We start from the raw sequence: 16582 nt of genomic DNA, 5'->3' as shown, positions 1-16582 counted from the left end.
ACTGTCGATAGTAATAAAGTAGGAAAAAAAAGGAGGATTTACAGATGAAAAAAATCATGTTTGCATTCTTTCTATCATTGCTTCTCGTATTCCCAAGCTTTGCACATGCAGAGGAAACAGGAGCAGTACCAGCATCTGTACAAGTAACAAGTGTCACAGCAGCAGATGGTGGAAAGGTGAATTACGGATCTGGCAGGAAATATCGAGTGGGTTCCTATCATCCAGCTGTTTTTAGAGGAACATTAAAAGATACGAATGGAAACCTCATGGCTAATCAGCCAATCCAGCTTTATTTTAAAGCAGCCATCAAATCATTGGCCCAAACAGCGCCAGGCACAACGGATGAGAATGGACAATTTTCACTGACGATCCAAGTTCCTTCAGGTGCAGGCTACCGTACGTACAACAATGCAGGCTGGTCTACACATTATTACGATATCGTTCCAGTGACGTTCACTTCAAACGACATCAAGCTTTCTTCAAATGTCACAAGTGTATATCATTTGGCATATACATTACGTAATCGTAATCGCTAATATGCATGGGAAAGACGACTTGGCTGAAGTCTTGTCGTTTTTTCATAGAAAAAAGGATGTCAACACGTGACATCCTTTTCTTTTTGTTAGCAAGCCTGCTGGGCGGCAACCGAAAGAGTCGATAAACAAACACTCATCAGCCGTTACTCCCAGATTCAATCGAGCTTTTAGCTTTTCATCTTGAGCTTTGATCCTTGAACGTTCAGCTTTGGGCTTTTATCAAGGATCATCCTAAGATGATCATCAGATGAGGAGGGAATCACCTTTCCCTCAGAGGTGTTTAGTTTCATCGATTTTCGGCTCACTAACAAAATCGATTAATCGATCTGTATTTTTGTCAATGTATTGCTTTCTGACAAGGAAAAATCAACTTCCATTTGAAAATCCTCAATCTCTTTCGAAAGCTGTTCAATCTTCACACGAAGGCGAAGCGGATCAATGATCGTCGCCTCATTTTCAGCTAGGAAAGATTTGACGATCTCTTGGTTGGCGGCGGCTTGTCATTTTCCGTCTTTGCCAAACAGGGTTTCTAAATGCTGATCCAGTCTCTTTTTCACATCTTCATTGGTTTGTTCTGCTCTGTCTACTAGCTCTGTGTACACCTTTTTCAATTTACGTAAATAACGAATATCGTAATCTATGGACGTTTTGCGTTCAATGGCTTCTGCCACCGTCATGCTGACACCCGCCACATCAATCGTTGTCGTAGCATTTGACACTACTATGGCTGATTTGATGGCATTTCGCCGTTTGATTAAAGCTTGAATCGAAAAGAAGACAAAGGGCTAAATAAAGATCATTTTAGCCCTTTGTCAACAATCTGAAACATGGTTAGACACCAGGTTCTTCTCGTTTTTTGCGAATCCAAGCCGTCACGTAATATGCAGCATAGCAAAGCGCGATGAAAGGAATGCCGCAGATGAGGGCAATCCGCTGATTTGGATCAAAAGCAATGCCGATCACAGATGCAAGGCACAGGAAGAAGGCAGCAATCGGAACCACTGGATAGAGCGGGGTTCGAAAGGATAAATCATGAAGCTGTCCGCCATCCTGCAAAAATCTTTTCCGAAACATGAACTGTGAGGCAGCAATCCCCATCCAGACCACAACAACGGCCAGTCCAGAAATCGAAACAAGAACAAGATACACCGTTTCTGGTGCGATGACACTCGATAGCAAAGAGAGGATACCGCCGATCATACTTAAAATGAGTGCATTCAAAGGAATTCCTTTTGACGTCAATTTCGCTAGTTTCTTAGGCAGTGTCCGTTCCTCAGAAAGTGACCAGAGCATACGAGATGACGCATATAGCCCCGAGTTGGCTGCTGATAAGATTGCCGTCAAAATGACAAAATTCATGAAATCTGCAGCATAAGGAATACCGATCCGATCAAAAACCACCACAAATGGACTTTTGATCACCCCGGCTTCTTCCACAGGAATCAAGCCGGCTAAGACAACGATCGTTCCGACGAAAAACAGGACAAGACGCAGCACGGTCGTTCGAATCGCCCGCGGGATGGTCTCATCTGGATTGACGCTTTCACCCGCAGCAATTCCAATTAATTCAGTACCCGAAAAAGCAAAATTGACGGCAAGCATGGTCATTAAAATCGGTAAAAAGCCGTTTGGGAAAAGTCCGCCTTCTCCAGTAAAGTTAGAAAAGAACGGAGCGGCCTCACCGCCTTTTAATGGAATCAAGCCAAACATTGCAGCTCCGCCAAGAATAATAAAGAGAATGATCGCCATCACTTTAATACTAGAAAACCAAAACTCTGATTCTGCAAAGAACTTGACTGTAAATGCATTGAGTAAAAAGATGATAAGAGCAAAAACACCACTCCACATCCAAACCGATGTGTCTGGAAACCAGCGCTGCATTAAAAGTCCTGCCGCTGTAAATTCCGAACCAAGTGCCACTGTCCACGTCAGCCAGTAAAGCCAAGCGACCGTATAGCCAGTGCCAGGACCAATGTATTTTGTTGCATACGTATGAAAAGCCCCTGTAACCGGCATTGCGACAGACAGCTCACCTAAACAGAGCATCACAAGATACACAATTAATGCCCCGACAAGATAGGCAAGAATCGTTCCTGCAGGTCCGGCTTGGCTGATGGTATACCCTGAGCTTAAAAAGAGCCCTGTTCCAATGACGCCGCCTAACGAAAGCATGAACAGGTGCCGGCTCGTCATTTTTCGTTGATATTGTTGTGACTGATCTTTTGCTTGTTCCATGTCTTCCCGCCCTTTTGCTTAGAAGTATGTGAGTTGATTCATGATGCTACGATGTTGTCCGTTTGAGGATGTCAGTAATATCTTCTGGTGTCGTCCGGCAGCAGCCGCCGATGATGCGCGCGCCGTCTTTGTACCATTGATGCGCACATTCACCAAACGTATGATGAGACGTATCTCCGCTCCATACCTTTTCTTCAGGATCGTATAATTCACCTGAGTTTGGATACACCACAATCGGTTTGCTCGTCCCCTTTTTCATCTCTTGAATGAGAGAAGAGATGAATTGCGGCGGCGTACAGTTCACGCCAACAGCAGCGATCTGTTCATAAGGCTCAAGTGCTTGTACACATTCTCTCAGCAAATCACCTTCACTAATGTGCAGGTCATCCTTTGCACTAAAGGTGATCCAAGCATACACACCGCTGAATTCATCCCGCAGCAGCTTTGCGATGGCCGTTGCTTCAACCAGACAAGGAATCGTTTCACACGCAAGAATATCTGCACCAGCCTCGACTAATGCTTGAATTCTTGGTCTGTGAAAATCAATGAGTGCCTGCACCGTGAGTCCGTAATTTCCCTTATATTCTGAACCATCAGACAAATAAGCGCCGAATGGCCCTACAGATCCAGCGACAAAGGGTTTTGTCCGCCCTTCACGACGCGTTTCATCCTGCCAAAAAAGATCGCGTGCTTCTTTCGCTAAAGTGACAGATCGTGTCATCAGTTCAATCGCTTCTTCTTTTGTATAGCCTTTTTCAGCGAAGCCATTAATCGTTGTTTGGTAGCTGGCGGTTGTTGCACAGTCAGCACCCGCTTGGAAGTAGTCCAAGTGTACTTGCTGAATCAATTCTGGCTGTTCAATGAGTATTTTGGCAGACCATAAACTGTCGTTTAAGTCACAGCCCTTTCGTTCAAGCTCCGTTGCAAGTGCACCGTCTAAAATCAAAGGTGCGTGAGCCTGTAATCGGCTTTGAATAGGGTTCATATGAATCGAACAGCCTCCTTTTTAGATCGGAAATGATGGATATGATATGAGGCAGTAGTTTAAATGACTAAAGTGTTTTTGTCAAGGAGAGGGAAAAGCATAATATGACGGAAAAACCCTGAAAACATGCGGGTTTTCGTGCATAAACATGCAGTCAAAATAATAGAAACCCAAGTCATTGACAGTCTCTAAAAAGAGATATATATTATGAAAAGGTTCATTTCAGAAAGCATCATCAAAAGGCGCTGTCTTTTGATTTTATTTTGTCCAACGACTGTCTTCTTTCGTGCAGAAAGAGGTTTTTTTATATGCTTAAAAAAGGAGGAAAGAAGAAAATGAAAAAATGTGTAAAAGATATTGCAATGATTCTTGTTGGTTCTTTTTTATTTGCCGCAGCTGTGAACATGTTTGTCATTCCGCTTGAATTTGGTGAAGGCGGCGTAACGGGGCTGTCCATCATTTTTTATTATGTGTTTGAGATTGCACCATGGCTGACAAACCTTGTGTTTAATGCCATCTTATTGCTGGTGGGGTATAAATACTTGGACAAGAAGACCATAATTTACACAGTGGTTGCCGTCGCAAGTAACTCCCTATTTTTACACCTGACCACAACGTGGGTCGTGAATGTACATGAATTGATCATTGGTGCTATTTTCGCTGGGATGATTATTGGAATTGGGATTGGTCTAGTATTAAGAGCCGGCGGAACAACGGCGGGTTCGGCCATTCTTGGAAGAATTGCCAACAAGTATTTAGACTGGAACGTGAGCTACGCCATCTTGTTCTTTGATCTCATCGTTGTATTTGCTTCCTACTTTATTATTGGTGCGGAAAAATTAATGTTTACCATTGTGATGCTTTACGTGGCCACAAAGGTCATGGACTTCGTGATAGAAGGGCTCAATACGAAAAAGGCAGTCACGATTATTTCTTCATGTAAAGATGATATTGCCGAAGAAATCAATCACACCCTTGACCGAGGCGTGACGATTTTAAACGGCCGTGGTCATTATTCAAAGGAATCGAAGGAAATTCTCTACGCTGTCATTCAAAAGCAGGAGCTCATGCGCTTAAAGAAAATTATTAAGAAAATTGATCGAGACGCCTTCGTTGTCGTCCATGACGTGCGAGATGTGTTCGGAGAAGGATTTGTGAATATATAAAAGTAGGGTCTTATCCCTGTCAAGTAGACAAATATAAAAAAACCTAAGCCTCCAGTGTGTGAAGGTATTCTACTGGAGTGTACTGGTTTTTTATGGAATTGATCTTCATTATAAAACTGAATGTCAGCTTCTATGCTCTTGTTGTGTAATGGAAGCCTTGATCAGAATGAAGTACAGCTTCTTTGACATCTCGTTGGGATGTTAAACTTTCCAAATTCTTCATGACCAATAACGGTGGATAGCCATAGAAGGGATGTGTTTGATGAATGTCCATGATGTGTTATTTTAAGAATTGTCTTTTTGTTGCCGTTCCATTCAAATTCTTTGATTCTTAAACCATTTATCGTACCCAGATCTTAATACTTTGACGATACAGACAAGCCGCGTCAAAGTATAAAAGTTCTTTAATCCATGAACAGCTTCAAAACCGTGCCGACTTTAGAATCCGTCTCCCCGTGAATATACGGATAACACTTTTTTAAGCTTTAAATAGTCTCTTTCTTCTTCAACACTTTTAAACGTTGATTTAAGACGTCCACGAAAATGATTTCTTGACTTTTTATTTTTTCCTCTTCGGCCTTCAAAAGATTGTTTCTCACGATATTTTCTGATCCATTTTTTAGCTGAGTTGAACTTCGGATAATGAGCTTCTGGTTACGTCTTCGTACATTTTGACAGGTTTCATCTTAAATTCTTTCGTAAAGTGTTGAAATGTTGCCTTTTTTTCGCCATAAAAAATTCCTCCAAGTATAGTGGATCATCCAAGAGTTTTTCTTGGGCTTTTTACACTGTCTACATAGAGAGTATATATCAAATACGGTTCCTTTTATCGATCGGACTAAAAAGACATCATAAAAACAGCGTGAAGTTCACAGTGCATCAACGAGCTCCATTGGAAAGGCTGTTTTACTTCCTCAATTATGCGCCTAGCAGCATTTACACAACAACGATCAACTAATTTTTCCTTAAAAATCAGTGGAATACAACAGATTGCTTTAATGCTCTAAATTGAAAAAGAGTCACGCTCTTAAATGCTATTGATCATGATTTGAGTTTTATTTTGTTGTATATAAGCATAACCCTAATACTACCATTTATATAATTATTTGAAACTCTATTGACATGAAACCAATTTCACAAATTAAACTCATGGAGGACACACTAGTTGGCGTAACACGAAAATGTCTCGAGGAGTGGCGTTACAAATAGTGTGTTTTAAGAATTTTAAGGAGGCTTTCAAAATATGACAGTGGTCTTCAGACCGTAGTCAAACCCCACTTTTATTTCAAGTAAAAGTGGGGTTTTCACTTAATTTTGATTATATATATCAGGGGTCTTACAGTAGGTATGGTGCTTTCCATGTCTAGTTTGCCAGTTTTTTTAAGATTTATGGCAACGAAAGTAAGCCCTGTGTTTTGCATAGATTCATTGAGTGAGTCTCAGATGATCTGCTTCTTCTAAGTAGTCATGCCAAATATGATAGTGAATCTGTTTGGTGTGATTTTGTCTTTGTGTACAGTTCTTTAGAAAAGAGCAGGGATCACATACTTTTGAATCAGAGGCCATAATGATTATAACCCTCTCTAGTCGTTGTACGATAAGAGAGAGGATTTTCCCATTTGGACAATGTAACAATCAAAATGAGCGTCATACCCGTATTCATTCTTTTTCAAATAACCATCTTTAGTATAGGGCATTACAGGTCTTATCTCCTGATCCATTAGAAACTTAGCAATTCAAGGTGTTTTATATCCAGCATCTACTGGGACTAAACTTTGGTTTACCAACTTTCACTGTCATTTTTGTTAAGAGTGAATCTAATATAAGATTATCAAGAGAATGGCCACCTGTGACTAATGACCCTAAAATAAACCCTTTGTCTTCTTTTCAGCGTGATAGAAAACCTTTGAAGTCTAGGAAGGACGAGTACCGGAGCGAATTTGAGATTCGTGAGCACCGGTACGCAGGACTGCGGGCGAATGCGAGGGTTTGTCTACAAGCTGAAGACCTCTGTCTACATACTCTTTTAGGTTGACTTTCTTTTAATAAATTGTAGTTCCAACTTATTTATATTTGGGACCTCTTTGTTATTCATCAAGTTATATAATAAATTTGCTGCTGTTTGTCCTAGCTCTTTAATAGGTTGATGTATTGTTGAAAGTTCTATTATTTTTGATATCGGTTGATTATCAAATCCTAACACCGCCAAGTCTTCGGGTATCCGTAATCCTTGCTTCTTTGCTTCATAAATGATACCAGCAGCAACATAATCACTTCCTACAACCATTGCCGTAGGACGAGGTGATCCATTTAGAAATAATTTTGCTATTTCAATACCATCTTCAATGGAGTATTGTTCATCAAAGTACCAATTATCACTCCATTTTAACCCGTATTCCTTTTGGAAATGAAAAAATGATTTTTTCCTACTTATCCCAACACCACTCTTAGGATTTCCTATACATAGACCGATGGACTGATGTCCTTGAATTCGTAAATGATCAATAGCCATTTTAATTCCTGATTCGTGATTAATGAATATGCTTGCAACCTGTTTGCTTTCAGAAGCTTCACAAGAAACAATTTTACCAAATCTAGATATTTCGTCGAGTGTGTGAGGTGGACTAATACAAGATCCTAAAATGAGACCGTCAATAAGTTTGTATTTTAATCTGTTGAAAAACTCTAGTTCTTGATCGAGATCGTTATTTGTCTGGTGTACAAGTAAACTATAATTATGTTTATTACACTCTTCGCCTATTCCGGCAATTAGTTTGCTGAAAAAAGGATGGTTGATTTTAGGTACAATTACTCCGAATACATTTGTCTTTCCTTTAGACAAATTAATTGCATTGAAATTAGGTACATAATTCAATTCCTTCATAGCCTGTAAAACAGCGTCTCGTTTCTCGGATTTGACATAAGGATGATTATTAAGAACCCTAGATACAGTTGTCCGAGAAACATTTGCTTTTTTTGCTATTTCTGTAATGTTTGTCATTATATTGCTCCTTCTAGGTAGTGTCATCAGGATTTTATTCTAAATAACACCAAGGAAAATCCAATTTGAGAATAGGCGTTTATTGACTTTATCATGACGTATATTAAATATGTGCACTTCCCTGACCATATCCCTCACTATAAATAGAACGGGGCATCCCTATCTTGAATAATAGTTTATCAAATAAACCTACTAATATCCCTAGACATAGTAAGACAATTACGGTTCCTATACCAATCGGACCCTGTAGAATCATTGAAAGCACAAAAGCTACAGCTTCCCCTATAGTCTTTGTAATATTAATACCCCAACCTGTTCGTTCAGTAATTGCTAACATTAATTCATCATTTGGTATTGAAGGAAAAGATGCTCTTAAATAAATAGCAATTCCCATAGCCAATAAGCATAATCCTATTAAAAATAAACCCCATTGAATCATTACATTATTTGATTCTAAGAAGGAGAGAAGTTTTAAGTTTAAAATGTCAACAAAAACCCCAATGATAAAAATCGGAATAAAACCAGCTACATTAGGAAATCTCATTTTTATTAAGCTATTTATTAAGATAAGGATTCCTCCAACAATGAAAACCCATGTACCAATCGTAAGGCCAATTAGCTTTGATAAAGCCACGTTCAGAGCATCCCAGGGAGCTATTCCAGTATTTGATTTAATCATGCATACAACCCCAAATGATAAAACAAACAAACCAAAAATATAAATTAAACATCTTTTAAGATAATGATTCATGATTGTGTGCTCCATGGTTTAGGGGCATCTTCTTTATTAAGAATATAATGATTAAAAGCATGAGCCACACCACATTCATGATTGGTTAATGTTTTAAATGTAGCCACTTTACTAAGGTTTGTATCAGCATTTCCCATGGCTATCCCTGTTCCGGCTACATTAAACATAGAAAGATCATTTAAATTGTCCCCTATTGCTATTGCATTTTTAGTAGTAGTTTCATAATACTCGCAAATTTTATTTAATGAGGATCCTTTATCAACTCCTGCACTTGTAATTTCAAGGTTAAATGCTCCTGAACTAGTTACGACACACTCATTTAGTTGACCAAAATATTCTTTTGCTTCTTTTAAGTTTTTTTGGCTTGGCGAAACGATCATAAATTTTATAACATAACGATAGTCAACAGGGGTAATTGAATTCGGCACTTCCTCTAAACCGTATTGATCCAATTGAGCTTTAATAGAATCCCAAAACATCTCTTGATTAAATTGAGGATCTTCTATTACTGTGTCATAAAGTTGTTTTTCAAGTTGCTGAATCCCTTGATTTGACACGACGATTTTGTCAGATAAGTAAACTTGATAATATATACCTGCTTTATTTAACCATGTTATGATAGGTTGGATTAACCTCGAATCCATAAATTTTTCGAATAAAACCTGGTTGTCTACATATATTTGAGCACCGTTTGAAGCAATGATTGGACATTGAAATTATATTTTTTGATGATGTGTTTTGCATCAAATAAAGCTCTTCCTGTAGCGATTGTTACAATATGCCCTTGCTTTTGTCCAAAATATAAGGCATTTAGATCCTGTTCTTGGATAGTTAAGTTCTCAGATAGGAGCGTACCATCTAAGTCAATTGCAATTATTTTCATGTGAATGTCCTCCTTAGATTTTACAACTTTTGCAAGTATAATGTATGGTACGCGTTTCACAGCAATTAGATTATTTTATTAATTTAAAGATTTCAAGAATATAAGCTACGATGATTAAAGTGGTTCAAATGGCAAAACATAAGGTGGATCGGCTAGTGGTAGCTAAGGGGCAAGTTGAAGAGTTGGAGTAGATCAAACCAACAGCAACAATTGAAAACTTGAATTATTAAACAATCATCAGCGGCTTTCTTCTGCCGATCGTATCACTGATTGGGCCACAATCAACAAATATGACATCGAGAACTTCATGCAAAATGATTGATCTTTCGAATGAGACTCTTTACATTGAATAAGTAGAGAAAAGAACAAGATCATCGACATGCAGTGATTGCATGATACGTATATCCATCCATAGACAACAGGAGGTGTTGACATGAAGCAGCAACAGCTGATGATTCGTCCAGCAGTCAAAGAAGATCATAAGGCCATCAGGCACGTGCTGATCAAATCATACGCACAGTATGAACCTCAATTTACAGAAGAAGGCTGGCAAAATTATTCTGCAGCACTTGCAGCAGCTGTAGATAATCCGAACATGGAGCTCATGCTTGTAGCTGAGCTTGAGGACAAGGTTGTGGGGACGCTTCAAATGTTCCGGTCATCTGAACAAGCGTATGACAAACCTGAAATGGGCATTACATCAGCCATTGTCCGGTTTTTAGGAGTAGATCCTGATGTCAGGGGAAAAGGAATCGCAGAGTCATTGTTACGTAAAAGTATTGAACTGACGCAATCATGGGGCGAGAATGTCCTGTATCTTCATACATCTGATAAAATGCAGGCCGCCATTCGTCTATATGAAAGAATGGGCTTTGAGCGTGCACTTGATAAAGAATTTGTGAATCAAAATGGGACGCATGTGAAGAGCTATCGATATGTGATCAAGAAAGAACAGCCGGCTGGTTCATAACATGCTTCACGAGAAAAGGAAGAGCACGTTCTGCATGGACGACTCTTCCTTTTTTCGCATTACACCCACAATTGCAGAGCAAAAAATGATAAGCCTCATGAAAGTAAACCGAACATGACAAAGAATTTTAATCCACATTCATAAGGGGACAGCTTTCTTTCCCTCTTCGTTTTTTCACAAGCCACCAGTAAAGAGCGCAGCCGCAAAAAACCAGAATGATTTGCCCAAGCTCTGCGAGGTTTTCAAATGTCGTGATTCCATTCCATTTGTTTTCACCTCATCAAGGTCTCCCATAAGTCAAATCAGTCCCCCTTTATTTCTTCAAAAAAAATCGGTGTATACTAGAAAGAGAGAAACTAGATGCAGAAGGAGTTGCGACATGTTGTTTCCGCTACGTGCAGATCGTTGGGATGAAGTAATCGAGAGAAAAGTTAGATATGATGGGAAAGTCGTGGAACATCATTGCCTGCTGTTAGAAGCACAGGAACAGCAGGTTGTGCTGTTTCATAAGATTGAAGATACGTTTACCATGAAAACTGAGCATGGTGCTCTTACCATTCCAAAAGGAAGCTATACGACCGCATATTATTGGAAGGATCGGCCGTACAATTTATATTTCTGGAGAGATGCTCAAGGGAATGAACTTGGGGCTTATTTTAATATAGTCAGACAGACGTGGTTTAAAGAGCGGGCGGTAATTTTTGAAGATTTAGTGATTGATCTTCTCGTTCTTCCAAATGATGATTTTTTTGTTTTAGATGAAGATGAATTACCTGAGAGTTTAGCTTCTTTTGAACATGGCTCGGTCCATCGAGCATTAGGTGATGTCATCAATTCATTAGAGCGCACACTCGAAAAAGTGAGGATAGATGCAGAAGGGGGATACCATCACACCTTGTTTAAGTCGATTCTGAAATAGAAAAAACGATTCCTTTTAAGCGAGGAATCGTTTTTTCTGTCAGACCTTGATACGATTTAATCGTTTTTGTAAATCGGTTTTCGTTTTGGATGCTTTTAGTTGTTTGACAGCACTTTGAGCCGATGCTTTATTTTTCTTTGTCCGTTTGGTTTCGGCTGTTTTGACCTTTTGTTTGGCGTCTGTCACTTTCTTTTGATAGGCGACTTGTTTTTTTACCTTGTCGAGACGGTTTTGCAGGCTTGTTTTTTCTTTGCCTTTGCTCAGTTTATGGATGGCCGTTTGGGCACTTTTAATGGCGCCCTGCGTTTTGTTTTTTTCGGCTTTTTTGACCTTTGCACGTGCGGAACGGATATCAATGGTTGCTTGTACTTTTTTCACCCGTTCTGTGAGTGCTGTTTTTTGTTTGCTTGCAGTGAGTCGGCCGATTCTCGTTTTGGCTTGATCGACATCTGCCTGCTTTTTAGATGTTTCGGCTTTTTTGACAGCGCTTGTCGCAGCCTTTAAAAAGGTTGATTGCGGAACATATTGCACGCGGCCATAGCCGAATTGTGAATCCTTTCCTTTCGCGCCAAGATCCACTGTATAGCTGCGCAATAAGGTGCGAAGCTGTGCATTTGTTTTCTTCGGATGAAGCTGCTTTAACAGCGCCAGCATTCCTGTGACATGCGGTGCAGCTTGTGATGTACCAGTTGCATACCAATATTCATTTTTCAAATAAGTACTGATGACGTTCTCGCCAGGGGCAGAAAATTCGATCCCTTTCCCTGTATTGGAGATAGACGCGAGTTTGTCTTTGGCAGTTGTTGCGGAGACAGCAATGACGCTATTGTATGCGGCAGGATAGCTAATATAATTCTTCTTCCCGTCATTTCCGCTTGCAGCAACCACCAGCAGTCCTTTTTTGTATGCTTCATCTACTGCTGAATGTAAAATCGGAATGTTCTCTTCAAAGCCTAGACTCAGATTGATCATGTCCATCTTATTGGTAATGGCCCAATCGATGCCTCGAAGCAGACTGTATAAGTCGCCTTCTCCCTTTTTATCTAACACTTTCACAGCATACAGCTTCACGCCAGAAGCGACGCCGACTGTGCCATAATCGTTATTGAGCGCCCCAATTGTGCCAGCGACATGCGTTCCATGTCCTTCATCATCTTTATAAGAGGACGTATAATTCACAAATGACTTACCGCCGGCTACCTTTAAATCCTCATGTGGGAAAATACCAGTATCTAAAACGGCTACTTTTACATTTTTACCAGTGACGCCTTCTTTGATCGCTTGCTTTACATTCAGCTTTTGCAGGTTGTACGATTTTTGTACCAATGCATCTTGGCCAGTAGCAGCAGCGGTTTTTTTCACGGTGGAAGAAGCGAGTTTGACTTTCACATTCTTTGAGACATAAGCGATGTTAGGGTCTTTTTTGAATGAGGTGACCGCTTGTTCATCTGCTGTCACAGCGACAGCGGGAAGGTGTATGTACTGTGCGTTCACTTTTTCACTTTCTTGAATAGCGGTTTGCTTCCCTTTTTGATTTTTATAGACGATGATAACATCTGTTTCTTTTGGCGGTGCAGCTGCCTGCGAATGGAAGGGCAAAGCAGTTGTCAAAGCAAGAAGAAACGCGATGACCACGAATATTTTCTTTTTCAAGGCAATGGCTCCTTGCATACGAGATGACCTCCGTCTTTTTTTCTATATTATATCGGAGAAATCAGATGGATGGTTAGAAGAATCATAGTCTTGTCAGAAAGTTTTTTTGCAGGTAGCCTGAAATTGAAATTCATACAATTCTAGTAGACAATAGAGAGATCATAATAAGAGAAAGAAGGACAAGCCGATGAACGTAAAAGAGTATATGACGTATGATGCGACTGGCCTGGCAGCACTTGTACGGAAAAAGCAGGTAACACCTGAGGAGCTTGTACATGCCGCATTTGCTAGATTGGAGGAGGTCAATCCAGAACTAAATGCGGTGATTCAGACAAGACATGATCAAGTGTTAAAAGACAAGAAGCAATTAGATATGGATCAGCCGTTTGCGGGTGTTCCGTTTGTGCTGAAAAATATATCGCAAGGGCTGAAAAATGAACCGCTGACAGCAGGTGCTATGCTGCTAAAGGATGTAAAGGCGAAAACGGACTCCCACTTTGTCCATCGATTGAAGCAGGCTGGGCTCCTTATGATCGGCCATACAAACACACCGGAATTCGGTTTGAGGAATGTGACAGAACCCGCTTTACATGGTCCAACGAGGAATCCTTGGAACGCCGCGCATTCCCCGGGCGGTTCAAGCGGCGGGACGGCTGCGGCTGTTGCAAGCGGTATCGTTCCTGCGGGTGGAGCAAGTGATGGCGGAGGGTCCATTCGTATACCCGCATCCTTTACGGGTTTGTTTGGACTCAAGCCAACACGAGGCAGGACGCCAGTAGGTCCAGGTGCAGGAAGGCAGTGGCAGGGGGCTTCCATTGACTTTACACTCACAAAAACAGTTCGAGACAGTGCAGCTCTTCTTGATCTGCTTCAGGTCATTCAGCCAGAAGCAGCTTTCCAAACCCCGTTATACGACGGCAGCTACCAAGAGGATCTGGTGAAACGTACCTCTTCAATGCGAATTGCTTACAGCGTAGAATCTCCAGTTGGCACAAAGGTCAGTGAGGAAGCGAAGCAGGCGGTACTGCAAACGGTGAAATGGCTGAGTGAGCAAGGGCACCAACTAGAGGAAGCGAAACCGGCAATCGATGGTATTCATCTGATGCAGCAATATTACGTCATGAACAGCGGAGAAATGTCTGCATTATTCACTTCCTTGGCTCGTTCACTAGGGCGTCCAGTGAAGCCCGAGGAAACAGATATCGTGGCATGGGTGCTGGCGGAGGCTGGAAAGAATGTGACCGCTGCCGCCTATACAGAAAGTCTTGATGCGTGGGATATGGCCGCAGCACAAATGGCCGCATTTCATCAAACCTACGATCTCTATGTGACACCAGCTACTGCCTATTCGGCTCCAAAGATTGGTGAGCTTATGCATTCGGATCAGGAAATAGCCGCACTTTTACGTGTGTCTTCTCTTTCCATGCAAGCGCAGCAGGATCTCATTTATGACATGTTCCTAAAGAGTCTGACCTACACTCCATTTACACAGCTTGCCAACTTAACAGGTCAGCCTTCTATGAGTGTTCCTGTTCATCTCACTGGGGCGGGCATGCCTTTAGGTGTACAGGTGACAGCGCCTAAAGGAAAAGAGGACTGGCTGCTCAGGCTTGCAGCGGAAATGGAGACATCCTCGATTTGGAAAGGGACAAATAAATGAAATGAATAACACGTTGAAATCGACTTTGGTCAATGGAGGGAAAGGAGTGTCACACGTGAGTACGAAGGACAAAATCATTCAAACGGCCGCACTTCTTTTGCGTAAACAGGGGTATCATGCGACAGGATTGAATCAAATCATTAGAGAGAGCGGCACGCCTAAAGGATCTCTGTATTATTACTTTCCAAATGGAAAAGAAGAGCTAGCCATAGCAGCCGTTGAATATATTAGTCAAAAGGTGATTAATCGAATTGAAGAAAGCTTTGCCTATTCCGATGACCCATATATCGCCATCGATCGTTTTATGACAAACATCATTCAGGGATTTATGGAGCAAGAAAGTGAAGGAGGGATTCCGATTGTCTTGCTGGCGGCAGAGTCAAAACCAGAGCATACAAAGCTGCATGATGCTTGCAAACAAGAAATGATCCGCTGGCAAGAGCTTGTGAAAGAAAAGCTGATGAACACCGGTTATGAAGAAAATAAAGCCGATGAGCTGGCTTCTCTCCTTCATTCAATGGTGATCGGAGGTCTATCGATGACCACTGCTCTCAAGCAAACGACACCTTTAGAACACGTAAAATATTACCTTAGACACTTATTTATGCGAGAAGAGTAAAATCTCTCGCATATTGTCTATCTATTATATCAAGTGGTCTATATAATAAAGATAGTCAATTAGTCATGAGGAGTGATGGGATGTCGGAGCAACCGCAATCGATCAAGCAATCCGAAGGTACCACTTTTTATACCGTGTCTGGTTCGGGAAAGCTGTATGGTCTGGAGAATCAGCTTGTTCATGTGCTGGCAGAAGCAAATCAAACGAATCAACTGTTTGAGCTTGTCTTAATCACAGGTGGGAAAGGTGCTTATTTTCCACTGCATTGTCATGAGACATTATTTGAAACCATCTTTGTGCTCGAAGGTAAGCTTGAAGTGATGCTGGACGGTAAAAAATATATGGTGACAGCGTGCGATTATATTCATATTCCGCCTAAAACAATTCATGGCTACAGAATGCATAGTCACAAAACAAGGTTTATTTCGTATACATTGGGCGGACAAATGACAGATATCTATCAGCAAATTGGGAAAAGGCTCTTGCAGAATGAATGGCCGATGACCGATCAAGCCTTTGATGCAGACTGTTTTCAACAAGCTGAAAAAGAAAGCGATCTCATGCTGATGCACGGAATCAGAGAGCTATCGAATACAACCAAGCCCTCAGTGTTATTTCATAGTCAGCTCCCTCATTCAGTGCAGCCCTATGTATTAGAGGCTGGTGAAGGGAAGCAATACATCATTGATGGTCAGCTTCATGAGCTGATTGCGACAACAGAAACAACAGGAGGCGGATTCAGTCATTTTGTGATTGAAGGGACGAAAGGAAAATATTTTCCTCCGCATTATCATCAAGTGCATACAGAAGCACTCTATTGTGTTGAAGGGAAAATGAACCTTCATTTGAACGGAGAGGATATTTGTCTAATGCCGGGTGACTTTGCCTATATACCGCCGGATACCATCCACGCTTATGAATTAGTGTCTCATTCAAATAAATTTTTAATTTTGCTGCTCCCTGGAGATATTGAGCAATTATATGAACAGTTTGAAGAATCTCAAAGCCCAAGTATGTGTCCTTATTTTATTCAGGAAGGGAACCTGATGATCGATCGGGAGACATCAGCTCAATATGATTTGTATTTTCTCGAAAAAAAATGAGTGTGTAACGCGTTACACATGTTCCATCAAAAGCCTGTCGAATCAATCTACGGGCTATTTCGCCTTTCGCCTTCGTGACATATATTCCTGATCTGATGAAT

13 protein-coding genes and 2 pseudogenes are annotated in these 16582 nt (G+C 40.9%); 7 read left to right on the top strand and 8 right to left on the bottom strand.

The window, feature by feature from the left end; translation table 11 throughout:
• The first annotated feature begins 44 nt into the window (after positions 1-44).
• On the top strand, positions 45-536 hold the full coding sequence (locus ACSLGF_RS11590; RefSeq protein ID WP_456005534.1) for a hypothetical protein: 492 nt from the start codon (positions 45-47) through the stop codon (positions 534-536).
• Positions 537-1036: 500 nt separating this feature from the next.
• Here ACSLGF_RS11590 and ACSLGF_RS11585 read toward each other — a convergent pair whose 3' ends face one another.
• From ACSLGF_RS11585 to mmuM, 3 genes are all read right to left on the bottom strand, one after another.
• Complete coding sequence (locus ACSLGF_RS11585; RefSeq protein ID WP_456005531.1) at positions 1037-1255, bottom strand: hypothetical protein; 219 nt, start codon at positions 1253-1255, stop codon at positions 1037-1039.
• Positions 1256-1367: 112 nt separating this feature from the next.
• Positions 1368-2771: an S-methylmethionine permease gene (mmuP, locus tag ACSLGF_RS11580; RefSeq protein ID WP_456005529.1), complete on the bottom strand. Its 1404-nt coding sequence runs from the start codon at positions 2769-2771 to the stop codon at positions 1368-1370.
• A gap of 46 nt (positions 2772-2817) precedes the next feature.
• Entirely contained in the window at positions 2818-3756 is a 939-nt protein-coding gene (mmuM, locus tag ACSLGF_RS11575) for a homocysteine S-methyltransferase (RefSeq protein WP_456005526.1), read from the bottom strand.
• Positions 3757-4091: 335 nt separating this feature from the next.
• On the opposite strand from mmuM, the gene ACSLGF_RS11570 reads away from it, so the two are divergent.
• Entirely contained in the window at positions 4092-4922 is an 831-nt protein-coding gene (locus ACSLGF_RS11570; protein WP_456005524.1) for a YitT family protein, read from the top strand.
• A gap of 1428 nt (positions 4923-6350) precedes the next feature.
• On the opposite strand, the pseudogene ACSLGF_RS11565 reads toward ACSLGF_RS11570, so the two are convergent.
• The 4 genes and pseudogenes from ACSLGF_RS11565 to ACSLGF_RS11550 form a co-directional block, all read right to left on the bottom strand.
• A pseudogene (locus tag ACSLGF_RS11565) lies at positions 6351-6806 on the bottom strand (transposase); the annotation flags it as partial.
• Between the two features lie 142 nt (positions 6807-6948).
• Positions 6949-7923, bottom strand: coding sequence for a LacI family DNA-binding transcriptional regulator (locus ACSLGF_RS11560; RefSeq protein ID WP_456005522.1), 975 nt, complete (start codon positions 7921-7923; stop codon positions 6949-6951).
• A gap of 103 nt (positions 7924-8026) precedes the next feature.
• The gene (locus ACSLGF_RS11555) at positions 8027-8674 is read right to left on the bottom strand and encodes a YczE/YyaS/YitT family protein (RefSeq protein ID WP_456005519.1); all 648 of its coding nucleotides are present in this window, start codon (positions 8672-8674) and stop codon (positions 8027-8029) included.
• A pseudogene (locus tag ACSLGF_RS11550) lies at positions 8671-9557 on the bottom strand (Cof-type HAD-IIB family hydrolase). The gene ACSLGF_RS11555 and the pseudogene ACSLGF_RS11550 overlap by 4 nt, the downstream one beginning before the upstream one ends.
• Before the next feature lie 433 nt (positions 9558-9990).
• On the opposite strand from ACSLGF_RS11550, the gene ACSLGF_RS11545 reads away from it, so the two are divergent.
• Together ACSLGF_RS11545 and ACSLGF_RS11540 are read left to right on the top strand one after the other, a co-directional pair.
• Positions 9991-10527: a GNAT family N-acetyltransferase gene (locus tag ACSLGF_RS11545; RefSeq protein ID WP_456005516.1), complete on the top strand. Its 537-nt coding sequence runs from the start codon at positions 9991-9993 to the stop codon at positions 10525-10527.
• 379 nt (positions 10528-10906) lie between these two features.
• Positions 10907-11446 (top strand): DUF402 domain-containing protein, encoded by a 540-nt coding sequence (locus ACSLGF_RS11540; protein WP_456005513.1) that lies wholly within the window; start codon positions 10907-10909, stop codon positions 11444-11446.
• 39 nt (positions 11447-11485) lie between these two features.
• Here the strand turns inward: ACSLGF_RS11540 and ACSLGF_RS11535 are convergent, their stop codons facing one another.
• On the bottom strand, positions 11486-13099 hold the full coding sequence (locus ACSLGF_RS11535; RefSeq protein ID WP_456005511.1) for a S8 family serine peptidase: 1614 nt from the start codon (positions 13097-13099) through the stop codon (positions 11486-11488).
• Between the two features lie 187 nt (positions 13100-13286).
• On the opposite strand from ACSLGF_RS11535, the gene ACSLGF_RS11530 reads away from it, so the two are divergent.
• The 3 genes from ACSLGF_RS11530 to ACSLGF_RS11520 all read left to right on the top strand — a co-directional run bounded on the left by ACSLGF_RS11530 (position 13287) and on the right by ACSLGF_RS11520 (position 16481).
• On the top strand, positions 13287-14759 hold the full coding sequence (locus tag ACSLGF_RS11530) for an amidase (protein ID WP_456005509.1): 1473 nt from the start codon (positions 13287-13289) through the stop codon (positions 14757-14759).
• 55 nt (positions 14760-14814) lie between these two features.
• Positions 14815-15378, top strand: coding sequence for a TetR/AcrR family transcriptional regulator (locus ACSLGF_RS11525; RefSeq protein ID WP_456005507.1), 564 nt, complete (start codon positions 14815-14817; stop codon positions 15376-15378).
• A gap of 80 nt (positions 15379-15458) precedes the next feature.
• A complete protein-coding gene (locus ACSLGF_RS11520; protein ID WP_456005504.1) occupies positions 15459-16481 on the top strand; it encodes a quercetin 2,3-dioxygenase in 1023 nt (340 codons plus the stop codon).
• The last annotated feature ends 101 nt before the right edge of the window (positions 16482-16582 follow it).

The organism is Bacillus sp. A015 (assembly GCF_053851875.1).
The sequence above is the reverse complement of the archived record's forward strand: the minus strand, read 5'-3'. Positions and strand labels throughout refer to the sequence as shown.